The 21,412-nt window shown below is 72.1% G+C and carries 21 protein-coding genes; 10 read left to right on the plus strand and 11 right to left on the minus strand.

The window, feature by feature from the left end:
* Window positions 1-13 precede the first annotated feature (13 nt).
* Window positions 14-634 (plus strand): L-threonylcarbamoyladenylate synthase, encoded by a 621-nt coding sequence (locus OG842_RS34930; protein WP_266735141.1) that lies wholly within the window; start codon window positions 14-16, stop codon window positions 632-634.
* Here the strand turns inward: OG842_RS34930 and OG842_RS34935 are convergent.
* Both OG842_RS34935 and OG842_RS34940 read right to left on the minus strand, forming a co-directional pair.
* Complete coding sequence (locus tag OG842_RS34935; protein WP_266735140.1) at window positions 618-1,391, minus strand: sirohydrochlorin chelatase; 774 nt, start codon at window positions 1,389-1,391, stop codon at window positions 618-620. The genes OG842_RS34930 and OG842_RS34935 overlap by 17 nt on opposite strands.
* Window positions 1,388-1,924, minus strand: coding sequence for a winged helix-turn-helix domain-containing protein (locus tag OG842_RS34940; RefSeq protein ID WP_266735138.1), 537 nt, complete (start codon window positions 1,922-1,924; stop codon window positions 1,388-1,390). Before OG842_RS34940 ends, OG842_RS34935 begins: the two co-directional genes overlap by 4 nt.
* Here OG842_RS34940 and OG842_RS34945 point away from each other — a divergent pair.
* From OG842_RS34945 to OG842_RS34955, 3 genes are all read left to right on the plus strand, one after another.
* Window positions 1,902-2,324, plus strand: a complete 423-nt coding sequence (locus OG842_RS34945; RefSeq protein ID WP_266735136.1) for a nitrite reductase (NAD(P)H) small subunit — start codon at window positions 1,902-1,904, stop codon at window positions 2,322-2,324. The two genes, OG842_RS34940 and OG842_RS34945, sit on opposite strands and share 23 nt — an antisense overlap.
* Window positions 2,321-3,685, plus strand: a complete 1,365-nt coding sequence (locus tag OG842_RS34950) for a nitrate/nitrite transporter (RefSeq protein ID WP_266735134.1) — start codon at window positions 2,321-2,323, stop codon at window positions 3,683-3,685. Before OG842_RS34945 ends, OG842_RS34950 begins: the two co-directional genes overlap by 4 nt.
* A gap of 78 nt (window positions 3,686-3,763) precedes the next feature.
* Window positions 3,764-3,919 carry a DUF6131 family protein gene (locus OG842_RS34955; protein WP_266735132.1) on the plus strand — a complete coding sequence of 52 codons (156 nt, stop codon included), beginning with the start codon at window positions 3,764-3,766 and terminating at the stop codon, window positions 3,917-3,919.
* Window positions 3,920-3,993: 74 nt separating this feature from the next.
* Here the strand turns inward: OG842_RS34955 and OG842_RS34960 are convergent, their stop codons facing one another.
* Window positions 3,994-5,730 carry an aldehyde dehydrogenase family protein gene (locus tag OG842_RS34960; RefSeq protein ID WP_266735131.1) on the minus strand — a complete coding sequence of 579 codons (1,737 nt, stop codon included), beginning with the start codon at window positions 5,728-5,730 and terminating at the stop codon, window positions 3,994-3,996.
* 193 nt (window positions 5,731-5,923) lie between these two features.
* Here OG842_RS34960 and OG842_RS34965 point away from each other — a divergent pair, with 193 nt between their 5' ends.
* Both OG842_RS34965 and OG842_RS34970 read left to right on the plus strand, forming a co-directional pair.
* Entirely contained in the window at window positions 5,924-7,102 is a 1,179-nt protein-coding gene (locus tag OG842_RS34965; RefSeq protein WP_266735130.1) for a PucR family transcriptional regulator, read from the plus strand.
* A gap of 185 nt (window positions 7,103-7,287) precedes the next feature.
* Window positions 7,288-8,622 carry an MFS transporter gene (locus tag OG842_RS34970; RefSeq protein WP_266735128.1) on the plus strand — a complete coding sequence of 445 codons (1,335 nt, stop codon included), beginning with the start codon at window positions 7,288-7,290 and terminating at the stop codon, window positions 8,620-8,622.
* 94 nt (window positions 8,623-8,716) lie between these two features.
* On the opposite strand, the gene OG842_RS34975 is transcribed toward OG842_RS34970, so the two are convergent.
* Both OG842_RS34975 and OG842_RS34980 read right to left on the minus strand, forming a co-directional pair.
* A complete protein-coding gene (locus OG842_RS34975; protein WP_266735127.1) occupies window positions 8,717-9,208 on the minus strand; it encodes a hypothetical protein in 492 nt (163 codons plus the stop codon).
* A gap of 29 nt (window positions 9,209-9,237) precedes the next feature.
* Window positions 9,238-10,401, minus strand: coding sequence for an MFS transporter (locus tag OG842_RS34980; RefSeq protein ID WP_266735126.1), 1,164 nt, complete (start codon window positions 10,399-10,401; stop codon window positions 9,238-9,240).
* 190 nt (window positions 10,402-10,591) lie between these two features.
* On the opposite strand from OG842_RS34980, the gene OG842_RS34985 reads away from it, so the two are divergent.
* Window positions 10,592-11,104, plus strand: coding sequence for a nucleoside deaminase (locus tag OG842_RS34985; protein ID WP_266735124.1), 513 nt, complete (start codon window positions 10,592-10,594; stop codon window positions 11,102-11,104).
* Between the two features lie 99 nt (window positions 11,105-11,203).
* Here OG842_RS34985 and OG842_RS34990 read toward each other — a convergent pair whose 3' ends face one another.
* Complete coding sequence (locus OG842_RS34990) at window positions 11,204-11,608, minus strand: DUF5997 family protein (RefSeq protein ID WP_266735122.1); 405 nt, start codon at window positions 11,606-11,608, stop codon at window positions 11,204-11,206.
* A 58-nt stretch (window positions 11,609-11,666) separates the two neighbouring features.
* Between OG842_RS34990 and OG842_RS34995 the strand changes: the two genes are divergently transcribed.
* Entirely contained in the window at window positions 11,667-12,470 is an 804-nt protein-coding gene (locus OG842_RS34995) for a LysR family substrate-binding domain-containing protein (protein WP_266735121.1), read from the plus strand.
* 58 nt (window positions 12,471-12,528) lie between these two features.
* Here OG842_RS34995 and OG842_RS35000 read toward each other — a convergent pair whose 3' ends face one another.
* On the minus strand, window positions 12,529-13,857 hold the full coding sequence (locus tag OG842_RS35000) for a geranylgeranyl reductase family protein (RefSeq protein WP_266735120.1): 1,329 nt from the start codon (window positions 13,855-13,857) through the stop codon (window positions 12,529-12,531).
* A 398-nt stretch (window positions 13,858-14,255) separates the two neighbouring features.
* On the opposite strand from OG842_RS35000, the gene OG842_RS35005 reads away from it, so the two are divergent.
* Both OG842_RS35005 and OG842_RS35010 read left to right on the plus strand, forming a co-directional pair.
* Window positions 14,256-15,737 (plus strand): APC family permease, encoded by a 1,482-nt coding sequence (locus tag OG842_RS35005; RefSeq protein WP_266735118.1) that lies wholly within the window; start codon window positions 14,256-14,258, stop codon window positions 15,735-15,737.
* Window positions 15,738-15,871: 134 nt separating this feature from the next.
* Window positions 15,872-17,227, plus strand: coding sequence for a dipeptidase (locus OG842_RS35010; RefSeq protein WP_266735117.1), 1,356 nt, complete (start codon window positions 15,872-15,874; stop codon window positions 17,225-17,227).
* 16 nt (window positions 17,228-17,243) lie between these two features.
* Here the strand turns inward: OG842_RS35010 and OG842_RS35015 are convergent, their stop codons facing one another.
* The 4 genes from OG842_RS35015 to OG842_RS35030 form a co-directional block, all read right to left on the minus strand.
* The gene (locus OG842_RS35015; protein ID WP_266737288.1) at window positions 17,244-17,879 is read right to left on the minus strand and encodes a response regulator; all 636 of its coding nucleotides are present in this window, start codon (window positions 17,877-17,879) and stop codon (window positions 17,244-17,246) included.
* Window positions 17,879-19,096 (minus strand): sensor histidine kinase, encoded by a 1,218-nt coding sequence (locus tag OG842_RS35020; RefSeq protein WP_443064022.1) that lies wholly within the window; start codon window positions 19,094-19,096, stop codon window positions 17,879-17,881. The genes OG842_RS35015 and OG842_RS35020 overlap by 1 nt, the downstream gene beginning before the upstream one ends.
* Before the next feature lie 92 nt (window positions 19,097-19,188).
* Window positions 19,189-19,851 carry a DedA family protein gene (locus OG842_RS35025; protein WP_266735115.1) on the minus strand — a complete coding sequence of 221 codons (663 nt, stop codon included), beginning with the start codon at window positions 19,849-19,851 and terminating at the stop codon, window positions 19,189-19,191.
* Window positions 19,852-20,055: 204 nt separating this feature from the next.
* Window positions 20,056-21,012, minus strand: a complete 957-nt coding sequence (locus OG842_RS35030) for a DUF3048 domain-containing protein (RefSeq protein ID WP_328512597.1) — start codon at window positions 21,010-21,012, stop codon at window positions 20,056-20,058.
* Window positions 21,013-21,412 lie beyond the last annotated feature (400 nt).

The following is a 21,412-nucleotide window of genomic DNA, read 5'->3' on the forward strand; positions in this document are numbered from 1 at the left end:
TTAGACTCCGCGGATGGCGAAGTACTTCGACGTGCACCCCGAGAATCCTCAGCGGCGCACCATCAGCAGCGTTGCCGACAGCATCCGGTCCGGTGCGCTCGTCGCGTACCCGACGGACTCCTGCTACGCACTGGGATGCCAACTGGGCAGCCGGGACGGGATCGGCAGGATCCGCTCGATCCGGAACCTCGACGACCGTCACCACTTCACTCTTGTCTGCCGGAACTTCGCCCAGCTGGGTCAGTTCGTGCAGGTCGACAACGATGTGTTCCGTGCGATCAAGGCGGCGACGCCCGGCAGTTACACCTTCATCCTCCCCGCCACGAAAGAGGTGCCGCGCCAGCTGCTGCACCCGAAGAAGAAGACGGTCGGCGTACGGATCCCCGACCATGTCGTCACTCAGGCGCTGCTCGCCGAACTCGGGGAACCGCTCCTGTCCAGCACCCTGCTCCTGCCCGACGAGGACGAGCCGTTGACACAGGGCTGGGAGATCAAGGAACGCCTCGATCACGTGGTGGACGCCGTCGTCGACTCGGGCGACTGCGGCACCGAGCCGACCACCGTCATCGACTTCTCCGGCGGCGAACCCGAGATCGTCCGCCGGGGCGCCGGTGACGTCACACGGTTCGAGTAGCCGCCCCGGCCGGACACCGCGCCGTCTCCCCGGACGCCTCGTCGAAGCGCTTCAGCACCAGGCGCGCCACGTCGGGGTGCGCGCCGAGCGGGGCCGATACGAGGCAGCCGCCGGCTTCCTGCGCGCGGCGGGCGAAATGGCCCGGGGCCATCAGATGGCGGGTCACCACCACCCGGCGGTGACCCGCGGCCCGCAGGGCCCGTACCGCCTCGGCCGGTGACGGCGCGTTCGCGCAGAGGTAGGCGGCGACCACCGGGCGACCGAGCCGCTCCCGGAGCAGGTCGGCCATCACCTCGGTGTCCGCACGGGCCGCCGGATCGGTGGACCCGGCTGCCGCCAGCACGACGGCGTCGGGCCCGGACGGTCCGTGGACGCCCGTGCTCCGGCCCGCCTCCGAGAGTCGGTCGGCCTCCGCGAGCCGGTCGGCCAGGGCGGCGGCCAGCAACGGGTCCGGGCCGAGCGGCGCCGCCTGCCGGATGTCCGGGTGGGGCGCGGCGGCCCGGACGGCGGGCAGGTCCACCGTCACGTGGTAGCCGGTGTTCAGCAGCAGCGGGACCAGCACCACCGGACCACGACGGGCGGCGAGCACCTGGGCCGACGTCGGCAGGGCGAGGTCCAGGAAGGACAGCTCGGCCGTCAGGCCGGGCCGCCGGGCACGTACCAGGTCGAGCAACGCCCGGTAGGCGGCGATGCCCGCCCGGTCGCGGGTGCCGTGCGCCACGGCCAGCAGGGTCGGCGCCGCGGTCTCGTCCCTCATGTCGCCGCCGCCAGGCTGTAGCCGCGCTTGGGTACCGTACGCACCAGCCGGGCGTGTCCGTCCAGCGCCCCTCTCAGCCGGGCGACCGCCGCCTCCACCGCGTGCTCGTCGGCCTGGCCGGTGACCCAGACACGGCGCAGCAGTTCGGCCCGGCCGAGCACCCGCCCCGGCTGCTCGGCCAGCGCCCGCAGCACGGCCGCGAGCAGCGGCGGAAGCCGCACCGGCGGGTCGTCGTCGATCAGTACGGCGTTGCCCTGGAGCACCAACGTGCTGGGACCGGCGCGTACTTCACGCCTGGCGTGCGCCGGCAGTGCGGCCTCGACGGTCCGCACCATGGCGCCGAGCCGCCCCCTCTCGGGGAAGAGCACGGCGACTTCGGCCTCCTCCAGCCGCCTGCCACAGACCGGCCCCACACAGACCGGCAGCACGTCCTCCCGCAGCGCGGTCAACACCTCGTCGCCGAGCCCGAGTCCGGCCGTGACGGCGAGGAAGGCGTCGATCGCGGGCACGATGAACGGGACCTTCCCCGACACGAACACCATCCCCGAAGCGAACACCGAACCCGTGGTGGAGATCGACGACGGGCGGACCTGGACGCCGGTATGCCGGTACCGGGATCTGGACCCGGGACGCGGGATCGCGGTGCTGGTCGGCCGGCGGGGCGACCAGGTCGCGCTCTTCCGCGAGCGCGGCGGCACGGTCCACGCACTGGCCAACCGCGACCCGTTCAGCGGCGCCCTCGTCATCTCCCGGGGGCTGCTCGGCAGCAGGCTCGGGGTGCCGGTGGTGATCTCGCCGATGCTCAAGCACGCCTTCGAACTGCGCACCGGACGCTCGCTGGACGAGGCGCACACCCCCGACGGCACCCCCGCCGACCTGCGCGTCTGGCCCGCGCGCGTGGTCGCGGCCAGCCCTGCGGAAGTGAGCCGATGAGCACCGCCACGGCAGCCGTCACCACCGGCCGCAGCGGTTCCCGGCGGATCGAGGACTGGGATCCCGAGGACGAAGAATTCTGGACCCTGGCAGGCGCCCGGATCGCCCGGCGCAACCTGGTCCACTCGGTCCTGAGCGAACACATCGGCTTCTCCGTCTGGAGCCTGTGGTCGGTGCTGGTGCTCTTTCTCGGCCCTGAGGACCACATCGACGCGGCCGGGAAGTCCACCCTCACCGCCCTGCCCACCGCACTCGGCTCGGTGCTGCGGATTCCGTACACCGTCGCCGTGGCACGGTTCGGCGGCCGCAACTGGACGGTGTTCAGTGCCCTGTTGCTGCTCGTGCCGACCGCCCTGGCCGGGATCGTGCTCAAGCCCGGGCTCTCGTACGGCACACTGCTCGCGGTGGCCGCCGTGGCCGGGGTCGGCGGCGGCAGCTTCGCCTCCTCGATGGCCAACATCAACGCCTTCTACCCGCAGCGGCTCAAGGGCTGGGCGCTGGGGGTGAACGCCGGCGGCGGCAATCTCGGCGTACCGGCCGTACAACTGCTCGGCCCCCTGGTGCTGGCCACCGCGGGCGCCGGCCATCCGCGGCTGCTGATCCTCGTCTACCTGCCGCTGATCGTGCTGGCGGCGCTCGGCGCGGCGCTGCGGATGGACAACCTCGCCACCGCACGCGGCGAGCGCGGCGCCATGCGCGGGGTGCTGGGGAACACGCACGGCCGGGTGATGTCGCTGCTCTACATCGGTACCTTCGGCTCGTTCATCGGCTTCGGCTTCGCCTTCGGACAGGTCCTCCAGGTCCAGTTCCACCAGCAGTTCGACACCCCGGCGAAGGCGGCGGCCCTCACCTTCCTCGGGCCGCTGCTCGGCTCGCTCTCCCGCCCGCTGGGCGGTCTCCTGGCGGACCGCTACGGCGGCGCCCGGGTCACGTTCTGGACCTTCGCCGCCATGGCACTGGGCGCGGGCGTGGTGCTGGAGGCGTCACGGCAGCACTCCCTGGCACTGTTCCTGGGCGGGTTCGTCGCGCTCTTCGTCCTCAGCGGGGCGGGGAACGGCTCGACGTACAAGATGATCCCGGCGATCTTCCGCGCAACGGCACGGGCGGAGATCGCGCAGGGCGCCCCGCCGGCCGAGGCCGAGCGACGCTCACGACACCGGACCACGGCCCTGATCGGAGTGGCCGGGGCCATCGGTGCCTTCGGCGGAGTGCTGGTCAACCTGGCCTTCCGGCAGTCCTTCCTGGCGACGGGGAACGGACAGGCGGTGTACGAGGCGTTCCTCGGGTACTACGGTCTGTGCCTGGTGGTGACCTGGGCCTGCTATCTGCGCCGGTCCGCGGGCCGGCTGCCCGGCGTGTGACCGCGGCCGCGACGCCTCGGCGACGCGGCCGCGGGGCCTGGGCGCATACTGGGATGAGCCGCACGATTGGAGGACGCCATGATCGTCCTCGGTGTCATTCTGCTGCTCATCGGCCTGGTGGCCGGAATCTCGATCCTGTGGACCATCGGGATCGTGCTCGTCGTGATCGGCGCCGTCCTGTGGATCCTGGGCGCCGTCGGACACGCGGTGGGCGGCCGGCGCCACTACTGGTAGCACTGCCGTGCCGGCTGCCGGGGGCAAGGGGCACAGCCCCGGCGCCATCGGCTCCGTACGGACCGGGCGCGTGCTCAGGCCCGGAAGGCCGCGGCGAACACGGCCGGCATCCGTGCCCAGGACGGCCGCTGCGCCAGCCGGGTGAGCCGGCGGCCCGTCAGAGCGGCGCTGCGCGCGGTGACGAACCACGGCGGCTTCGGGAACAGCGCGAACTCGCCGCCCGCGACCGACCTCGGGAAGGGCCGGAACGGCCCCCGGACGACGGTGCGTTCCGGTGCGTCGATCAGCAGGGCGTTGTGTACGACGCCGATCCCGCTCCCGGCCTCCGTGACGGTGTGGCCGGGGAAGGCGCCCCACGGCGCCGTCGCGGTGAGGAAGCCGAGTGCCGTCCAGGCGTTGACGGCGACCGTTCCGTACCGCAGCTCCGCCACCGCACGGTCGAACGACCGGCCCAGGCGCTTCATGGTGACCGGGTCGATCACGATGTTCGCCCCGAGCGTGCCGAACAGGTCCCGGTTGGCCCGCTCGACGGCCCGGTCCAGGAATTCGGAGCCCGGTCCGGGCAGCGTGAGGACACCGAGTACGGGCGCGAAGTACTCGGTCGTCTCCACCTCCGCCGGGCTCCCGTCGCCGACCTCGACCAGCAGACGCGATCCCTCCGCGCCCTGCCACTCGGCCCCCGGGTGGCTGCGTGCCGCGCCGGCCAGCCGGTCCGCGCTGCCCGGATACCAGCCGGGCCGGGCCGGGGCCGTCCGCAGGGCGTCCCGGAGATGCCCGAGGAAGGCCTCGCGCTGCGGCCAGTCGCCGCTGACCACGACCACTTGCGAGGCGATGCAGTTGTGGCCGCTGTTGTGCAGCCGCTGGGTCGCGATGTGTTCGGCCTGGTAGCGGAGATCGGCGGCGCTCCACGCGCCCGGGACCACGATAACCGGGGAGACGCCGCCGAGTTCGCTCGTCATGGGCTTGTCCAGCAGCGGGGTGCCGGCGGCCTTGCGGGCCCGGCCCTCCTCGCCCGGTCCGAAGGCGACGACGTCATGGGTGGCGAGAGCGCCGGTGATGTGGACGTGCGCGACGTCCGGATGGTGTGCGAGGTAGCCGCCGACGTCGCCCCCGCCGGTGACGATGCGCAGGACGCCGTGGTCGACGAGCGGTGCGAGCGCGCGCCGGAAGACCGGTTCCAGCTCGCCCAGCACCGGATTGAGCTTCAGCACGACGACCCGGTTGTGCGCGACCAGTTCGTACAGCACGTCGAGCGGTGCGATGGACGTGATGTTGCCGGCGCCGAGGACGAGACCGATGCCCGAAGTGCGCTCCGGGTGCAGCGCGCCGAGGCCCGCCCGGCGCCGCACGGTGTCCGCGTCGACCCGGGGCGGCATCCACACCTCGGCGCTGAAGCCGTTCATGAGCAGCCGGTCCCGCACGGTGAGCGGAAGGACCGGCACACTCACCCGGCCGCCCGGTGCCCGGCCGAACTTCGCGCCGTCGAGCGGGCCGTGACCCGACGCGATGGTCCGGAGCGTGCGGGCGAGCGCGTCCAGGGAGGTCAGCAGCGCGTACGGACCGGAGAGCCACTCCTCGCCGACGAGCGGCGAGTCGTCCGGCAGCAGTTTGATCCGGCTCGCGACCCGTACCCAGTTCTCGGCCTCGGCGCAGACCGCCGCATGGACCCGGGTCAGCAGGGCGCCCCGCTCGGCCAGGGACGTCGCCGCCCAACGCCGTTCACCCTCCGCGAGTTCGGCCAGCATCGTGTCGAGTCCGGGCACGTCCCCGGCCGTCGTCCCGGTGCTGTCCTCGGGTGCTGCGGCAGTCATGGTGCTCTCCCTCGGTCGCGACCGCACGGACGGGAGCCGTGCTTCGGAGTTGGTCCGTGGCACAAGGTTCTTCGGACCACACCAAGATGACGGAGATCCCAACGCCCCGCCATGGGCGGGCACCGCACGATCCACCGAACTGCACTGTGCAGCCGCACAATTCGACCGTGGGCGGGGCGGGTACGGTGGTGGCATGCGCGACACCACGGGCTGCGGCCCCGTCTTCGCCGGGATCCTCGCCTCCGTCGGTGAACTCACCGACGTGACCGTCCAGAAGATCGCCGCGGACGAGTCCAGCTACACCGGGAGCCCGCTCCCGCCCGCCCTCCTCCGCGACCTCGTCCACGCCAACATCGAGGCCCTCCTGCGCAAGGAGACCGGCGGCCCCGACGTCTGCGAGGAGACGGCCCGGCGGGCCGGGCGGATCAAGGCCGAGCACGGCGTCCCGCTCCCGGCGCTGCTGCACGCCTTCCGGCTCGGCGGCATGGAGATCTGGGAGTGGGCGATCGCCCGCGCCACGGCCGGCGAGCAGGCCGACGCGCTGCTGCGCCGCTCCACACACTTCTGGGCCGTCCTGGACCGCTGCTCCACGGCCGCGACCGAGGCATACCGCGAGGTCGCCGACGACCGGGAACGGCAGGAGCAGGTGGCGCGACGGGTCACACTGCTCCGTGTCTTCGAGGGATCCGACGACGTCCGGTTCGGCAGCGCCGCGGGCGTCCAACGAGCCCTGGGCCTGCCGGAACGGGCCTCGTTCCACGTCGTGGCCGGCGAGCTCGGGCGCGACGGCGAGGACCCGCTCCCCGGAGTCGCCGCCCGGCTGGCCGACGTCGATGTGGCGTCCGTGTGGACCACCGAACTGGGCGAGCGGCTGGGCCTGGTCGCCCCGGCCGGCGAGGCCGGGACCGCCGCGGTGCTCAGGACCGTACGGCAGGCGGCGACCGCCCGGGTGGGCGTGAGCCGGCCGTTCACCACGCTTGCCGCGGCGCCGGAGGCGGTACGCCAGGCACGGATCGCCCTGGAGTGCGTGGCCCCGGCGGGGACCGGCGTCCACTGCTACGGCAGCGCCCCGATCGACGCCCTCGTCGCGGCCCACGCCGAGTCCGCGGCCGAGCTCGGCGAGAACGTGCTCGGGCCGCTGCTCTCCGGCGACGGCGGCGACGCGGCCCTGCTCGACACCCTGGACGCGTGGTTCGCAGCGGGCGGCTCGACCGCCGAGGCGGCACGCCGGCTCCACTGCCACCGCAACACGGTGCTGTACCGGATCGCCCGCATCACGGAGCTGACGGGCCGCGCTCCGACCCGCCCGGTCGACGCCGCCGAACTCTACGTCGCCCTGCGGGCGCGGCGGCTCTCCGGCGGCATCCGGTAGCTCTCCGCGGTGCACGGACCGGCTGCAGGCGCGGACCGGGCCCAGCGAACTGCCCCGACGGGGGTCTCGCACTTTTGGGATACCATTTCCGGTGGGTGATCATCCTGCCTTTCGTCGACCCGCTCCCGTGGCAGGACCGGCCGGTCCGCGGACCGGGGGCGGGGCGTCGGACGAGGAGGGGTGCGTTGTCGCAGAAAGAGCCGGTGGAGGCATCGGCACGGTTCGAAGCGGGGGGATCACGGGCGGCGACGGGTGCGGGGAAGGCGCTGGCCTCGCTGCGCACCAGCCCGGGATTCCGTCTTCTGTGGGTCTCCAACCTGTTCTTCTACGGCGGCGCGTGGACCCAGACGCTCGTCATGGCCTGGCTCGTGTTCGACACCACCGGGTCGGAGTTCCTGCTCGCCGTGTTCACCGCGGTACGGCTCGCCCCCATGCTCCTGGGCCCCTTCGCCGGAGTGCTCTGCGACCGCTACGACCGGGTGCGGCTGCTCATGATCGCCTGCCTGTGGGCCCTGGGCGCGGTCGTCGTGGTGGCGGTCATGGCGTCGTTCGGCCAGGTGTCGTACGGGGCGCTGGTCGCCGGGGGACTGGCGATCGGCCTGGCGCAGTCCCCGTCCCAGCCGCCGCGCGCCTCGCTCGTGCTCGATCTGGTCGGACGGGAGAACCTGAGCAACGCCAACGCGCTCAACGCACTGGCGATGAACATGACGCAGGTCATCGGACCGGCGATCGGCGGGGCGATGATCAGTGCCTTCGGGGCGCCCACCGCCCTCTGGATCTCGACCGCCTGGTACGTGGTGTCCCTCGCGGCGCTGTGGCCGCTGCGCGGCGTGGGGCACACGGCGCCGGGCCGCCCGGAGCCCGCGCTGAAGATGCTCACCAGCGGATTCCGTACGGTCCTGACCAGCCGGCTCGCAGCGGCCGTGCTGCTCGTCACCCTCGCCGCCAACGTCCTGCTGTGGCCCGTCCACCAGGCATTCATGCCCGTGTTCGCCGAGGTCCTCGGGCTCGACGCCGCAGGTCTGGGATGGCTGCTGACCTGCGGCGGCCTGGGCGGTCTCGCCGGTTCGCTGGTCATAGCCATGCTCGGCGACTTCAAGTTCAAGGGCGGACTTTTCGTGATCGGCACCGCCGCCTGGGGCGCCCTTTGGTCGCTGTTCGCGCTGTCCCGGACGGTCCCGCTCTCGTTCGCGCTGATGGCGTGCATCGGGCTGATGAGCGCTTCGTTCGGTGTGCTCCAGACCACCTTGCTGCTGATGACGACCGAGCCGGAGGTACGGGGGCGCGCCCTCGGCCTCCAGGAACTCGCCATCGGCGTCATGCCGTTCGCCTCGCTGGGGCTCGGCGCGGCGGCCCAGGCGGTGGGGGTCGGAGCCACCGCGTTCCTCAGCGGAATCCTGCTGGTCGCGGTGTTGCTGACACTCGCGGCCAGAGCGCCCCAACTGCTCAGGTACAGCGGCCTGTACGTGCCGGGAGAGGCCGGGACGGGCCGGACGGCCCTGCGGCACCGGCGTACGTGAACGGCCGCGGGCATCCGCATACGGCGACGGCCGCGGCGGAACGTGTCCACCGCGGCCGTGCCGGTCGTCGTCACCGATCTCGATCAGACCTGGATCAGACCTGGAGTTCGCCGTCCCGGACCACCACGTGCGGGAACGCGACGATCTCCACCTCGATCGCGCCGCCGAACCCGGCCACCGCCTCGCGGACGACCTCGATCCCGCGCAGTCCGACACCGAGGTCGACGTCCACGTGGCTGCGTACCGCCGTCGTGCCGTGCCGGAGGAACTCGCCCAGCACGGCGGTGGTCGAGGACGTGCTCGGGATACCGAGTCCGTCACGCTCCGCGCGTTCGTGGGAGATGCGCCCCTGGGTCGTGGCCTCGCCGCCGTAGGAGACCCACGGCTTTCCCCACCAGCTCTTGTCGAGGTGGGCGTGCGCGTTGATGAAGCCGGGCAGGGCGAGAAGGCCGCCACCGTCCAGGCGCTCGCCCTCGACGCCCGCCGTTCCGACGGGTACCACGGAGAGGATCTCGGCGCCGGACAGCACGAGGTCCACGGGCGCCGAACCCCAGGTGCGGACGTTCGTCAGTATCACATGAGCCATGAAGCGATGGTATGCCAAATGTATTCGGGTCAGCCGGCCGATCGGCGGGGAGCGGCGTCGCGCCGGCCCGCGAAGGCGAGCGGCAGCGTGGCGAGGCAGAGCGCGGCCGTGGCCAGGAACGCCAGGGAGAACGAGGCCCCCGTCGCCAGGTAGCCGACGAGGAGGGCGCCCACCCCCGTACCGCCGTCGAACCCGATGTTCCACACGGCGCTCGCGACGCCGCTGGACCGGCTGTCGACGGCGGCGAAGGCGTCGACCAGGGTCAGGTTCTGGAGCCCGCCGTAGCTGACCCCGACCAGGGCCATCCCGGCGAGCAGCGGCACCAGGGCGGTCGCCTCCGGCGTGGCCACCGCCCAGGCCGTCAGGGCGAGTCCGACCGCCGTGACGATCACGAGCGGCCAGCGGAACGGTTCCGTTCCGTACCGGTCGGCCAGTGCGCCGAACCGCCAGCGCGAAACGGCCGCCGTCCCCGTCAGGAGCAGCAGCCCGGCCATCGTCGCGGTGGAGTCGCCGCTTATTTGCGGGGCGAAGGTGATCAGGGCGCCGCCGGCCGTGGTGACGCCGAGCAGGAGCAGCATCGGCGGCAGCAGTGGAAGGTACACGGCACGCCTGTCCGGCACGGCATCCCGGTCGGGTGCGCTCTCGGCCCCGGCCAGGTGTCCGTCCAGTCGGCGGGCCAGCCGGAGCGCGGGCACCACGCCGAGCAGGGGCAGCGCGCCGACGGCGAACACGACCCCGAAGCCCAGGTTCTGCGCGGCCCACGGCGCGGTCGACACCAGGATGAACTGGGGCCCCGCGATGGCCAGACCGTACGCGCCGATCGCCTGCCCGCGCCGCGCTGGCTCGACGAGTTCGGCGACGGCACCGGCGCCGCAGACCGTGAGCACCCCGAACCCGAGTCCGCGCACCGCGGCGAGCGCGAGCACCACGCCGAGCTGCGCGGTCAGCAGGTGCAGGAGCGCGGGAACGCCGAGCAGCACCATCCCGCAGACCAGGGTGGTGCGCCAGCCGACGCGGCGTATCGCCGTCGGGACCAGGGTCTGGGCGAGCACGGTGCAGAGCATCAGGACCGCGTTGACCGAACCGGCGCCGGCGGCATCGGCCCCGCCGTGCACGGCCCAGAGCGGTGCGGTGGGCAGCAGCACCGCGAACCCCGAGAAGCCCGTCGCCGTGAGGAGCAGCAGCGTGGGCATGCCCGGTGCGTTCCAGACCGTTTCCCGGGCGGCGCTTTCCGCCGGAGCGTTCCTCACTGGCTCGTGCCTCCGTGGCGCCGTCGACGGACCGGCTGTCGCGGCAGGCCGGCATGCGAAGGAGGGCGGCAACAGGGCCGCCCAGGTGACGTAAATGGTATACCGAATACGGCTCGGCTGTTAGCCTGGTGCCATGAGCACAGTGAGCGATCCGCAGTCTGTCACAGCGGGGGACCGCGAGTTCCTCCGTCGTTGCGTCGATCTCGCGCGTGAGGCCCTCACGGCCGGTGACGAGCCGTTCGGCTCGCTCCTCGTGGACGAGCACGGCACGGTCCGGTTCGAGGACCGCAACCGGGTCCAGGGCGGCGACGCGACCCGCCACCCGGAGTTCGAGATCGCGCGCTGGGCTGCCGAGAACCTGTCGCCGCAGGAGCGGAACGCCAGCGTCGTCTACACGTCCGGCGAGCACTGCCCGATGTGCAGCGCGGCCCACGCCTGGGTCGGCCTCGGCCGCATCGTGTACGCGTCGGGCTGCGACCAACTCGTGGAGTGGCGCCGGAGTTGGGGCTTCGACGCGGGGCCGGTCGCGGCCCTTCCCGTCAACGCCGTCGCTCCGGGCATCCCGGTGGCAGGCCCCGATCCGTCGCTCGCCGACGAGGTACGCGCCCTGCACGCCCGGATGCTGGGCGTGGCCACCGACGGCTGAGGGTCTTCCCGGGTTTCCCGGGGTTCTCCCGCCTGCCCCGGGCAGGGGCAGGCGGCTTCGCCCGGGGCGGGTTTCCTCATTCGCCCGGGGCGGGGTCGCTCAGGAGCGCTGGTCGTCGGACCGGTCCGCGCGGGCCGCGTTCTTCTCCTTGATCCGCACCGCCTCCTTGCGGACCTCCGCCTGGGTGACACGTTCCTGCTGGAGCCAGTCGGGGGCTTCCTGCTTCAGCGCCTCGATCTGCTCCGTCGTGAGAGCTTCGGTGATTCCGCCACGGGCGAGACCCGCGATCGAGACACCCAGCTTCGCGGCGACCACCGGCCGGGGGTGCGGGCCGTTGCGTCGCAGCTCCTGCAGCCACTCGGGCGGATCGGACTGCAGTGCGTTCAGCTCGGTGCGCGAGACGACACCCTCCTGGAACTCGCTGGGGGTGGCCTCTAGGTACACACCCAGCTTCTTTGCCGCGGTCGCGGGCTTCATCGTCTGGGCGGTCTTGTGCGACGTCATACGGACAAGGGTATCGAGCGTGTGCGCTACCTCTGACCAGGGCCGGTAACCTGGCGGAGTGACAAGCTCGGAAGTAACCCCTTCGTTCCGGCTCGCGTACGTCCCGGGGGTGACACCCGGAAAGTGGGTGCGGATCTGGAACGAGCGGCTGCCCGACGTCCCGCTGACCCTCGTGGGGGTGTCGGCCGCCGAGGCGTCCGACGCGCTGCGGGGGCGTGAGGCCGACGTCGGCCTCGTACGGCTGCCGATCGACCGGACGGCTCTCAGCGCCATCCCCCTCTATACCGAGACGACCGTGGTCGTGGTCCCGAAGGACCACGTCATGGCGACCGTCGACGAGGTCTCGGCCGCGGAGCTGGCCGACGACATCGTGCTGCACCCCCTCGACGACACCCTCGACTGGGAGGACCGCCCCGGGCGGCCCGCCAACGAGCGTCCCGCCACCACGGCGGACGCCGTCGAGCTGGTGGCCGCGGGGGTGGGGCTGCTCGTCGTACCGCAGTCGCTCGCCCGCCTCCACCACCGCAAGGACCTCACGTACCGGCCGGTGACCGACGCACCCGAATCGCGCGTCGCGCTGTCGTGGCTGGAGGACGAGACCACCGATCTGGTGGAGGAGTTCATCGGGATCGTCCGCGGGCGGACCGTCAACAGCACACGGGGCCGCCCCAAGCCCCAGGCCCAGGCGAAGGCGAAGGACAAGCGCGCCGACAAGAGCGGCGCCGGGCGGAAGCCCGCGGCAGGCAAGTCGGCCGGAAAGTCGGGTGCCAGGACGGCCGGGAAATCGGGCGGCAAGAGCACGCGGGGCGGCTCCGCCGCCCCCAAGGCCGCCAAGCGCGGCAAACCCCGTCGCCGCCCCTGAGGCGTGGACGCACCTGCGGCGCACCGGGGACCGCCCGGTGCGCCGCACGGTCCGGCTCTCAGCGCCTGCGCCGTACCTTCGGTTCCGGTACGAGGCGCACGACGCCGTTGAGCAGATGGTCGACCAGGTCGTGCGAGGGCTTGTCCGTGAGGTTGGTGAGCAGCCGGGCCAGGGTGTTGAGCAGGAACGGCGACCCCATGACGTAACGGTTGAGGACCGGCTGGAAACCGGAGCGGCTGAAGATCAGATCGGCGGCCGTGTTGCCCAGGCGGTAGTAGCGCCCCCAGCGGCGGTTCATCTCGACCGGGTAGCCGTGCAGCACCTGCTCGCGCCCGGGGCCCCGGGGCATCGCGAGGGCCAGTGTGGCGGTCTCGGCGGCGACCTCACCGGCTTCCATGGCCTGGCCGATTCCCTCGCCGTTCCAGGGGCTGATCATGCCTCCGGAGTCGCCGACGAGCAGGAGCCCGCGGGTGTAGAGGGGATGGCGGTTGAAGCCCAGCGGAAGGGCGGCGCTGCGGACGGGGCCCTCCGCGTTCTCCTCGCGCAGCCCCCATGCCTCGGGAGTACGGGCCAGCCACTCTTCCAACGTGGCGCGCAGGTCCGCCTTTCCGTGCCGGCGGTGCGGCAGTGCGCCGAGGCCGACGTTGACGCGACCGTCGCCCATCGGGAAGATCCAGCCGTACCCGGGCAGGTAGTGATCGCTCCCGGGGAACCGGAGGTCGGCCCACAGCTCCAGGTACTCCTCCGCGGAGCGCTCGGGGCTGCGGTAGTACCGGCGGGCGGCCGTCGCGATCTGCCGGTTCCTGTCCCGCTGGAGCCCCATGGCGAGGGCGAGACGGGCGGAGGCGCCGTCGGCGGCGATCACGATCGGCGCGTGGAAGGCCAGGGGCTCCTTCTCCTCGGTGACGGCGGTGACACCGGTGATGCGCCCTGCCCGGTCGGTCAGCGGCTCGGTAACCTTCACACCGGTGCGCAGCCGTGCTCCGGCGGCGACGGCGTGCCGGGCGAGGATGTCGTCGAAGTCGTGCCGGCTGCGTGAGAGACCGAAGTCCGGATAGCGGCCGAGCGCGGGCCAGTCGATGTGGACCTGATGCTCCCCGGCCACCCAGCGCATCCCGCGCGAACGGGTCCATCCCGGAGCCTTGATGTCGACGCCCATCCTGATGAGCTGATGCACCGCACGCGGCGTCAGACCGTCCCCGCACACCTTCTCCCGGGGGAAGCGGGACTTCTCCAGCAGCAGGACATCGACGCCCGCTCTGGCGAGGTGGAAGGCGGCAGCGGATCCCGCGGGCCCCGCTCCCACCACGATCACCTGGGCTTCCTCGTCCGAGCCGTGGTCGGGCCGGGCGTCCGACCCGGACCGGTCTGGCGTCGTTTCCCGCATCGGGAACCCCTTCCTGAAGCCGGTGCCGTACCGGGGACGGCAGCCGTCCGCTTCATCATCGATCAAGGACGGCCGGTGTGTGACCCGGTCCGGAAATCCGGCACCTTCCGGCGGGAACCTCAAGATGCGAACCACCTGAAACCATGACAATTTACCCTTGCTGACCAGCTACTCGGGTGAAAGGGACACCGCTGATGGAGCGTCGTCCGGCGAGTCGGAGGTTCTCGACCGATCTCCACACCCGAGGTCGCACCCCGCGCATTGGCCGACGCCGCGTCACCCGGCCCCGCCCGGCCGCCGCAAACCGGGGCCCCCGCCCGCCCGCGCCCGCCGCCGGGCCGCAAGAGTTCCGTCGCCCCTTCCCGCCAGCAACGCCCTGCCGCCGCAAGGAGTGCCGAATGAGCACCATGGACGTCCCCTCGGAAGCCGAGTCGGAGATCCCCGCATCGCAGCCCCGGACCAGGAAGCCCGCGGTGCCGGGGATGACCTGGGTGACGCTGGCGCTGATGACCACCGCCTCGGTGGCCAGCCTGCGGTCCGCCCCGACGATGGCCGTGTACGGACTGGCCTGCGTCTTCCTCTACGTCGTCCCGGCGATCGTGTTCCTGATGCCCACGGCGCTGGTCTCCGCCGAGCTGGCGTCGGGGTGGAACGGCGGTGTCTACCGCTGGGTGAGCGAGGGGCTGTCGAAGCCGCTCGGATTCCTCGCCGTGTGGTGCCAGTTCGCGATGACGATCTTCTACTACCCGAGCCTGCTCGCGTACGTCGCGAGCACCATCGCCTATGTCATCGATCCGAGCCTGGCCGGCAACGGCGTGTACACCGCGATCGTGATCATGGTTCTTTACTGGACCGGGGTGTGGGTCTCCTCCCGGGGCACGAAGGCCGTCGCGGGGCTCTCGTCCTGGGGCCTGATCATCGGGACGCTGATTCCGGGCACCGTCCTCGTCGTGCTCGGCTTCGTCTTCCTGGGCCAGGGCAACGGCTCCGCGGCTCCCATGACCGCCAGTCATCTGCTTCCGCAGTGGACCGGGCTCGCCAGCCTCGTCCTGATCGTCAACAACTTCCTCAGCTACTCCGGCATGGAGATGAACGCCGTCCACGTCTCGTCGCTGAAGAACCCGGCCAGGCAGTACCCGCGGTCGATGTTCCTCGCCATGGGACTGGTGCTGCTGATCTTCATCCTTCCGGCGCTGGCCATCAGCTGGGTCGTCCCGGCCGATCAGCTCAGCCTGACGGCCGGTGTGATGCAGGCGTTCGACGCGTTCTTCTCGTACTTCCACATCGGCTGGCTCACCCCGGTCGTGGCCGTCGCCCTGGTCGCGGCGGCGCTCGGCGGCATGCTCACCTGGCTGGCGGGGCCGTCCAAGGGCCTGCTGCTGATCTCCCGGGAGGAGGGCTATCTGCCACCGTTCCTCCAGAAGCTCAACAAGAACGGCATCCAGCAGAACATCCTGGTCACCCAGGGCGTCGTGACCACCGCCATCGCCCTCATGTACGCGCTGATCCCCGATGTCTCCAGCGCCTACTGGATCTTCTCCGTGATCACCACACAGGTGTATCTCATCGTCTATCTGCTGATGTTCGCCGCCGCGATCCGGCTGCGCAGGACCCAGCCCGACCACCCGCGCGGCTACCGCGCCCCCGCCCTCGTACCGCTCTGCGTCCTCGGTCTGCTCGCCTCGCTCGCCGCCCTGGTGATCGGCTTCGTACCGTCGTCGCAGTTCGGCGGCGGCAGCGTCTGGTCGTACATCGCGCTGGTCGGAGGCGGGCTCGTCGTGCTCGGTCTGCTCGTGCCGTACCTCTTCCTCAGACTCCGCAAGCCGAACTGGCGCACGCCCGCCGGGCAGGACGGTGCGGCGGCGGACGGTGGCGCATGAGCCCCACGCATCGCCGGCACCAGCGCGATCGGAGGCCACCCCGAAGCAAAGGCAGCCGCGAAGCAAGGGCCACCCCGAATCAAAGCAACAAGAACCGGACCACCAGGGTCCGGACCGACGACCGGGAGACAACGATGAGCGAGCACGAACTGGCCGACCGGATCGCCGCCCTGATGCCGCGTGCCAAGGCGGACCTCACCGAGCTGGTCTCGATCCCCTCCGTCGCCGACCCCCGCCAGTACCCGCCCGAGGAATGCCGCAGGGCGGCCCAGTGGGTCGCCGACGCCTTCACCGAGGCGGGTCTGCACGATGTGCACCTCGCCGAGACGCCCGACGGCAGCGCGGCCGTGCTCGGCCACCGCCCGCCGCCGCCCGGCGCGCCGACCGTGCTGCTCTACTGCCACTACGACGTCCAGCCGCCGCTCGACGACGACGCCTGGGCCTCGCCCCCCTTCACGCTCACCGAGCGCGACGGCCGCTGGTACGGACGTGGCAGCGCGGACTGCAAGGGCAACATCGTCATGCACCTCACCGCACTGCGGGCCCTCGGGGACGACCTGCCGGTCGGGCTGCGGTTCGTCGCCGAGGGGTCGGAGGAACAGGGCACCGGCGGCCTGGAGGCGTACGTCGAGCAGCACCGCGAGCAGTTGCTGGCCGACGCGCTGCTGATCTGCGACACGGGCAACGCCGCCGTGGGACGGCCGACCGTCACCACCTCCCTGCGCGGCCTCGCCGGTGTCGTGGTGACCGTGTCCACGCTCGGCGCCGAACTGCACTCGGGGATGTTCGGCGGGCCGGCCCCGGACGCCCTCGCCGCACTCGTCCAGATCCTGTCCACCCTGCGCGACGCGGACGGCGGAACGCGCATCGACGGACTCGACTCCTCCGGGACCTGGCCCGGGGCGCCCTACGACGAGGAGCAGTTCCGGCGCGACGCCGACGTGCTGGACGAGGTCTCGCTCACCGGCTCCGGGACAGTCGCCGACCGGCTCTGGGCCCGCCCCGCCGTAACCGTCCTCGGCATCGACTGCCCACCGGTCGTCGGCTCGTCCGCCGCCGTCCAGGGCACCGCACGGGCCCGGGTGAGCCTGCGCGTACCGCCGGGAACGAACGCGGACGCCGCGCTGCTGGCCCTGACCGCCCACCTGGAGAAGGCCGCCCCCTGGGGAGCGCACGTCTCGGTCGAGTCCGAGGGGACCGGCGCACCGTTCCGGGCCGCCACCGACGGACCGGCCTACGCGACCCTGGGCCGGGCCATGGCGGACGTCTACGGAGAGCCGATGGTCGCCCTCGGCCAAGGCGGCTCCATCCCGCTGTGCAACGTCTTCACCAACGCCTACCCGCGCGCCGAGATCGTCCTGATGGGCGTGGAGGAACCGCAGTGCCTCATCCACGCCCCCAACGAGAGCGTCGACCCCACCGAGATCCAGCACATGGCCCATGTCGAGGCTCTCTTCCTGAGCCGGTACGCTGCCGCGCGGCGCAACTGAGCGGCCCGGGGCCCCGCTAGGACTCCAGATAGCGCAGGACCGCCAGCACCCGCCTGCTGTAGCCGGTGGCGCGCGGCAGATCGAGCTTCTCGAAGACCGAGTTGAGGTTCTTCTCGACCGAACTCAGCGAGATGTGCAACTGCTGCGCGATGGCCGCGTTGCTGCGGCCCTGCGCCAGCTCCTGCAGAACGGTGCGCTCCCGGGGCGTCAGCCCGGCCAACGGGTCGACGTGCGTGGTCCGCACCACCAACTGCCGTACGACCTCCGCGTCGATGGACGCCCCGCCCGCGTGGATCCGTTCCAGCGACTCCAGGAACTCGTCGACCTGCGCGACCCGGTCCTTGAGCAGATAGCCGACCCGCTCGGCGTTCCGGGACAGCAGCCGCACCGCGTAGTTGCGCTCCACGTGCTGGGAGAGCACCAGCACACCGACCAGGGGCCACCGCTCACGGATCTCCAGCGCGGCCCGCAGCCCCTCATCGGTGTGGGTCGGAGGCATCCGGATGTCGACAACGACGAGGTCCGGCGGGTCCGCCTCGACCGCCCGGACGAGGGAGTCACCGTCCCCCACCGAGGCGAGGACCTCGTGCCCCTCCTCCGCCAGCAGCAGGGCCAGGCCCTCCCGCAGCAGGGTCGAGTCCTCGGCGAGCATTACGCGCACGGCAACTCCGCGGTGATCGTGGTGGGGCCCCCGCAGGGGCTGTCGATGTGCAGCCGGCCGTCCAGCGCGTCCACCCGGCTGCGCAGCCCGGACAGCCCGCCGCCCAGCGGATCCGCGCCGCCGGTGCCGTTGTCCTGGACCGACACCGAGACCTGGCCCCCGTCGCCCCGGACGCTCACCCGGATGCGGGTCGCCCGCGCGTGCTTGGCCGCGTTGGTCACGGCCTCGCAGACCACGAAGTAGGCGGCGGTCTCCACCGGCCGGGGCAACGGCAGCGGCAGGGAGAACTCCATGTGCAGGGGAATGCCGCAGCGTTGGGCCACCCCGCCGAGAGCCTCTTCGAGCCCCAGCTCGTCGAGGGCCGAAGGGTAGACCCGCCAGGCCACCTCGCGCAGTTCCGTGAGGACCTCCTGGGAGGCCTGGTGGGCCTGCTGGAGCAGCAACTCCGCCTGTTCGGGGCGCCGGTTGCGGCGGGCCCGGCCCAGCAGCATGGCCAGTGCGACGAGCCGCTGCTGCATACCGTCGTGCAGATCGCGCTCGATCCGCCTGCGTTCCGCGTCGACGGCCCGGAGCACCCCGGCCCGGCTGGCGGCCAGTTCGGCGATGCGCCGCTCCAGCAACTCCCGCTCCGAGGGCCCGAAATGATCGCGCGCCAACCGGGAGTCGAGCGCGTTCAGCGAGAAGATCCCTTGCAGATCGAGGAAGAGCAGCACACCGCCGAGGAGCGCCTGGGGCAGCAGCCCCTGCCAGTCGGCGGGGTCGCGGACCACGCCCGCGGCCAGCAACCCGGCCAGCACGGCCCCGTAGCCCAGCAACGCGAGCACCCCGGCGAACAGCGTCCCCGCGCCGGTGCGGGCGGCCAGATAGCGAAGAACATTCCGGTCGGACGCGTGGTGTGCGGGGAACACGTCGCCGAAGAAGACACTGCGGCGGATCCGTTCCAGCCCGGTGAGCCCACGCGCCCCGGTACTCAGCAGGGCCAGCGCACGCGGCCGGGTACGGGGCCACAGCGCGAACGGCAGTGACAACCCGCCCGGCACGGCGAAGTACAGCAGCCCCAACAGGGCGGTGCAGCAGCCGAACAGAGCGCCCGAGGCCCTGCGGGGCCAGGGATACGCGTGGGTCACCGGTGCGCCCACCCCGTCGTGCCGCAGACCGGACAGCTCCGGCAGCCGACCGGTCGTACCGTCCGCGAAGTCCCCCTGCACGGTTGCCGAGGCTAGTCGTACGGCAGGGACACGGCAAGATCCTTCCGGCCGGGCGGGGGCCACCGACGGCGTACGGGGCCGGGGCGCCGGGCTCAAGAGACCCGGCGGTGCTGGGCCCGGCCACCGGACCGCAGGCGTACGGTCACATACCCGGCGACGGCCACCAGGACCAGGACGAGAACGGCCTTGGACAGGACCCCGACGTAGGTCTCCACCAGATCCCAGCGGTCGCCGAGCCAGTAACCGGCCATCACAAGCACCGAGTTCCACAACAGGCTGCCCACGGCGGTCAGGGTCACGAAGAGCGGCAGCGGCATCCGCTCCACACCGGCCGGCACGGAGATGAGACTGCGGAAGACCGGCACCATGCGGCCCAGCAGGACGGCCTTGGTGCCGTGCCTGGCGAACCACTGCTCCGTACGCTCCAGATCGGAACCCCGCACCAGCGGAAGCCTCGCCCAGACCGCGTGCATGCGGTCGCGGCCGAAGAGCATTCCGATCCAGTACAGAGCCACCGCACCCACCACCGAACCCAGTGTGGTCCACAGGAGCGCGGAGGCCAGAGTGATGACACCCTGCCCCGCCGCGAACCCGGTCAGCGGCAGAATGACTTCGCTGGGCAGCGGCGGAAAGAGATTCTCCAGGGCGATGGCGAGTCCGGCCCCCGGGCCTCCCATGGTGTCGACGAGGCCGGCCGCCCAGCCGGCGACACCGCCCGCGGGTTCCTTGGCGAGACCGAGAATGACGAGATCCATGAACTGACTCCTGGCCGTTGTAGATGAGGCGCGAGAAGTCCGCCGCGCCCCACCGGCAACGCTAGGAACCGACGACCGGCACCGGTACGAGGAAACCCACCCGGCCGGATGCTGTACTCCGCATCCGCCACCCTGCGGTTTTCCGTAACCCCGGCGCCGCGCCGACGGGTTGGCCGCACCGGGATACCGACGCTCCGGCGGTCGTCATTTCTGTGCGAAGACGATCCAGACCTGGCCCCGTGCGAACGTCATGCGCTCGCCGTCCCGGGTGGTGAAGGCGGTCGTGGAACCGGCCGCCGGACGCGACCAACGGACGTCGTACTCCTTGCCGTCGCGCAGCACCACGGCGGAGCCGGAGCCCACGGTCTCGGTGCACGGGGACGTGCTGCCCCACCGGTCCTGATACGGCGAGGGGCGCACGGTCACGTACTGCACCACCACATCGGCCGCGCCGAGCCTGGCGCCTTCCGACGTACGGGCAGCGGCGCCGTCCATGGAAACGAGCCACTGGCGCTGTTCGGCCGACCAGGTGAACGTGAATCGCGCCGCCGGGTAGCGCACCGTACGATCGGCGACCGGTCTGCCGCCCGGCAGGGCCGCGGCGAAGCGCAGCCCGATGTCCTCGGCCGCGTTCACGCCGGTGGTGGCGTGCGGGGTCCGGCCGGGGCGCAGATACAGGTTGTGCGGCGCAGCGCGGTCGCTGCCGCGGAAGTACGCGTCCTGGGCCTTCTCGGGAGGCAGCGGATCCAGCGGGGCCGCCGCGATGACCGGGAGGAGCTTGCTCTGGGCCCCGGAGAAGGCGAGCGTCGGCCGGTCGAACTGGCGGAGCAGCTCCAGGTCCGTCTCCCGGGCGCTGCGCACCGGGCCGACCACGGGCGGCAGCCGGGAGGAGTAGGCGGCGAGTATGCGGCTGAGACCGGCCTCGACCTGCTCCACATAGACGATGTCCGCCTTGTCGAGCCCGGTCTGCGGGCGGGCGGGACCGACGTTGTCGATCTTCACGGCGAGGACGTGGGCGCGTGGTCCGGAGGGCGTGGACGGCTGGGGGCTGCCTGGCGAGGAAGTCGTTCCCCAGCCCTGGCAGCCCGCCAGGGCGGTGGTGAGCAGTGCCAGCGCGAGCGCTGATGCCGCGCCCGGCCTCCGCGTCCTGAACGAGTGCATGAGGGCCGCCCTTCCGAGTCGGCCGACGCGACGCCTCCGGCCGCGACCGCGCGCCGCGACGGCTCTCTGCCCATCATCACGCAGAAGGGCATCCCAGGGGTTCCCACGGGGCGGGGCGGACGGCCCTCGGCCGGCTCACAGCGAGGCGTCGGGCCCCGCGCTCAGTACGGCAACGGGCGGCCCGAGGGGGTCCTCAGATCGAGGGGCGGCGGACGGGACGGCAGCTGTGGTCGTCGGACGATCCTGATGCGGCCCATTGCCACCACCCCCTGTCGGTCTCCCGTCATATGCCCGGCGCGTGAGTCGTTCATGCGGGCCCCGCGTGAATCTTCCGGTCACGGGGTCCGAACAGTTCCCCACACCGGTGGACGCGCCCTGTCCCGGCACCCACGGGCACGGC

It is taken from the genome of Streptomyces sp. NBC_00376, from assembly GCF_036077095.1.
Lineage (GTDB): Bacteria > Actinomycetota > Actinomycetes > Streptomycetales > Streptomycetaceae > Streptomyces.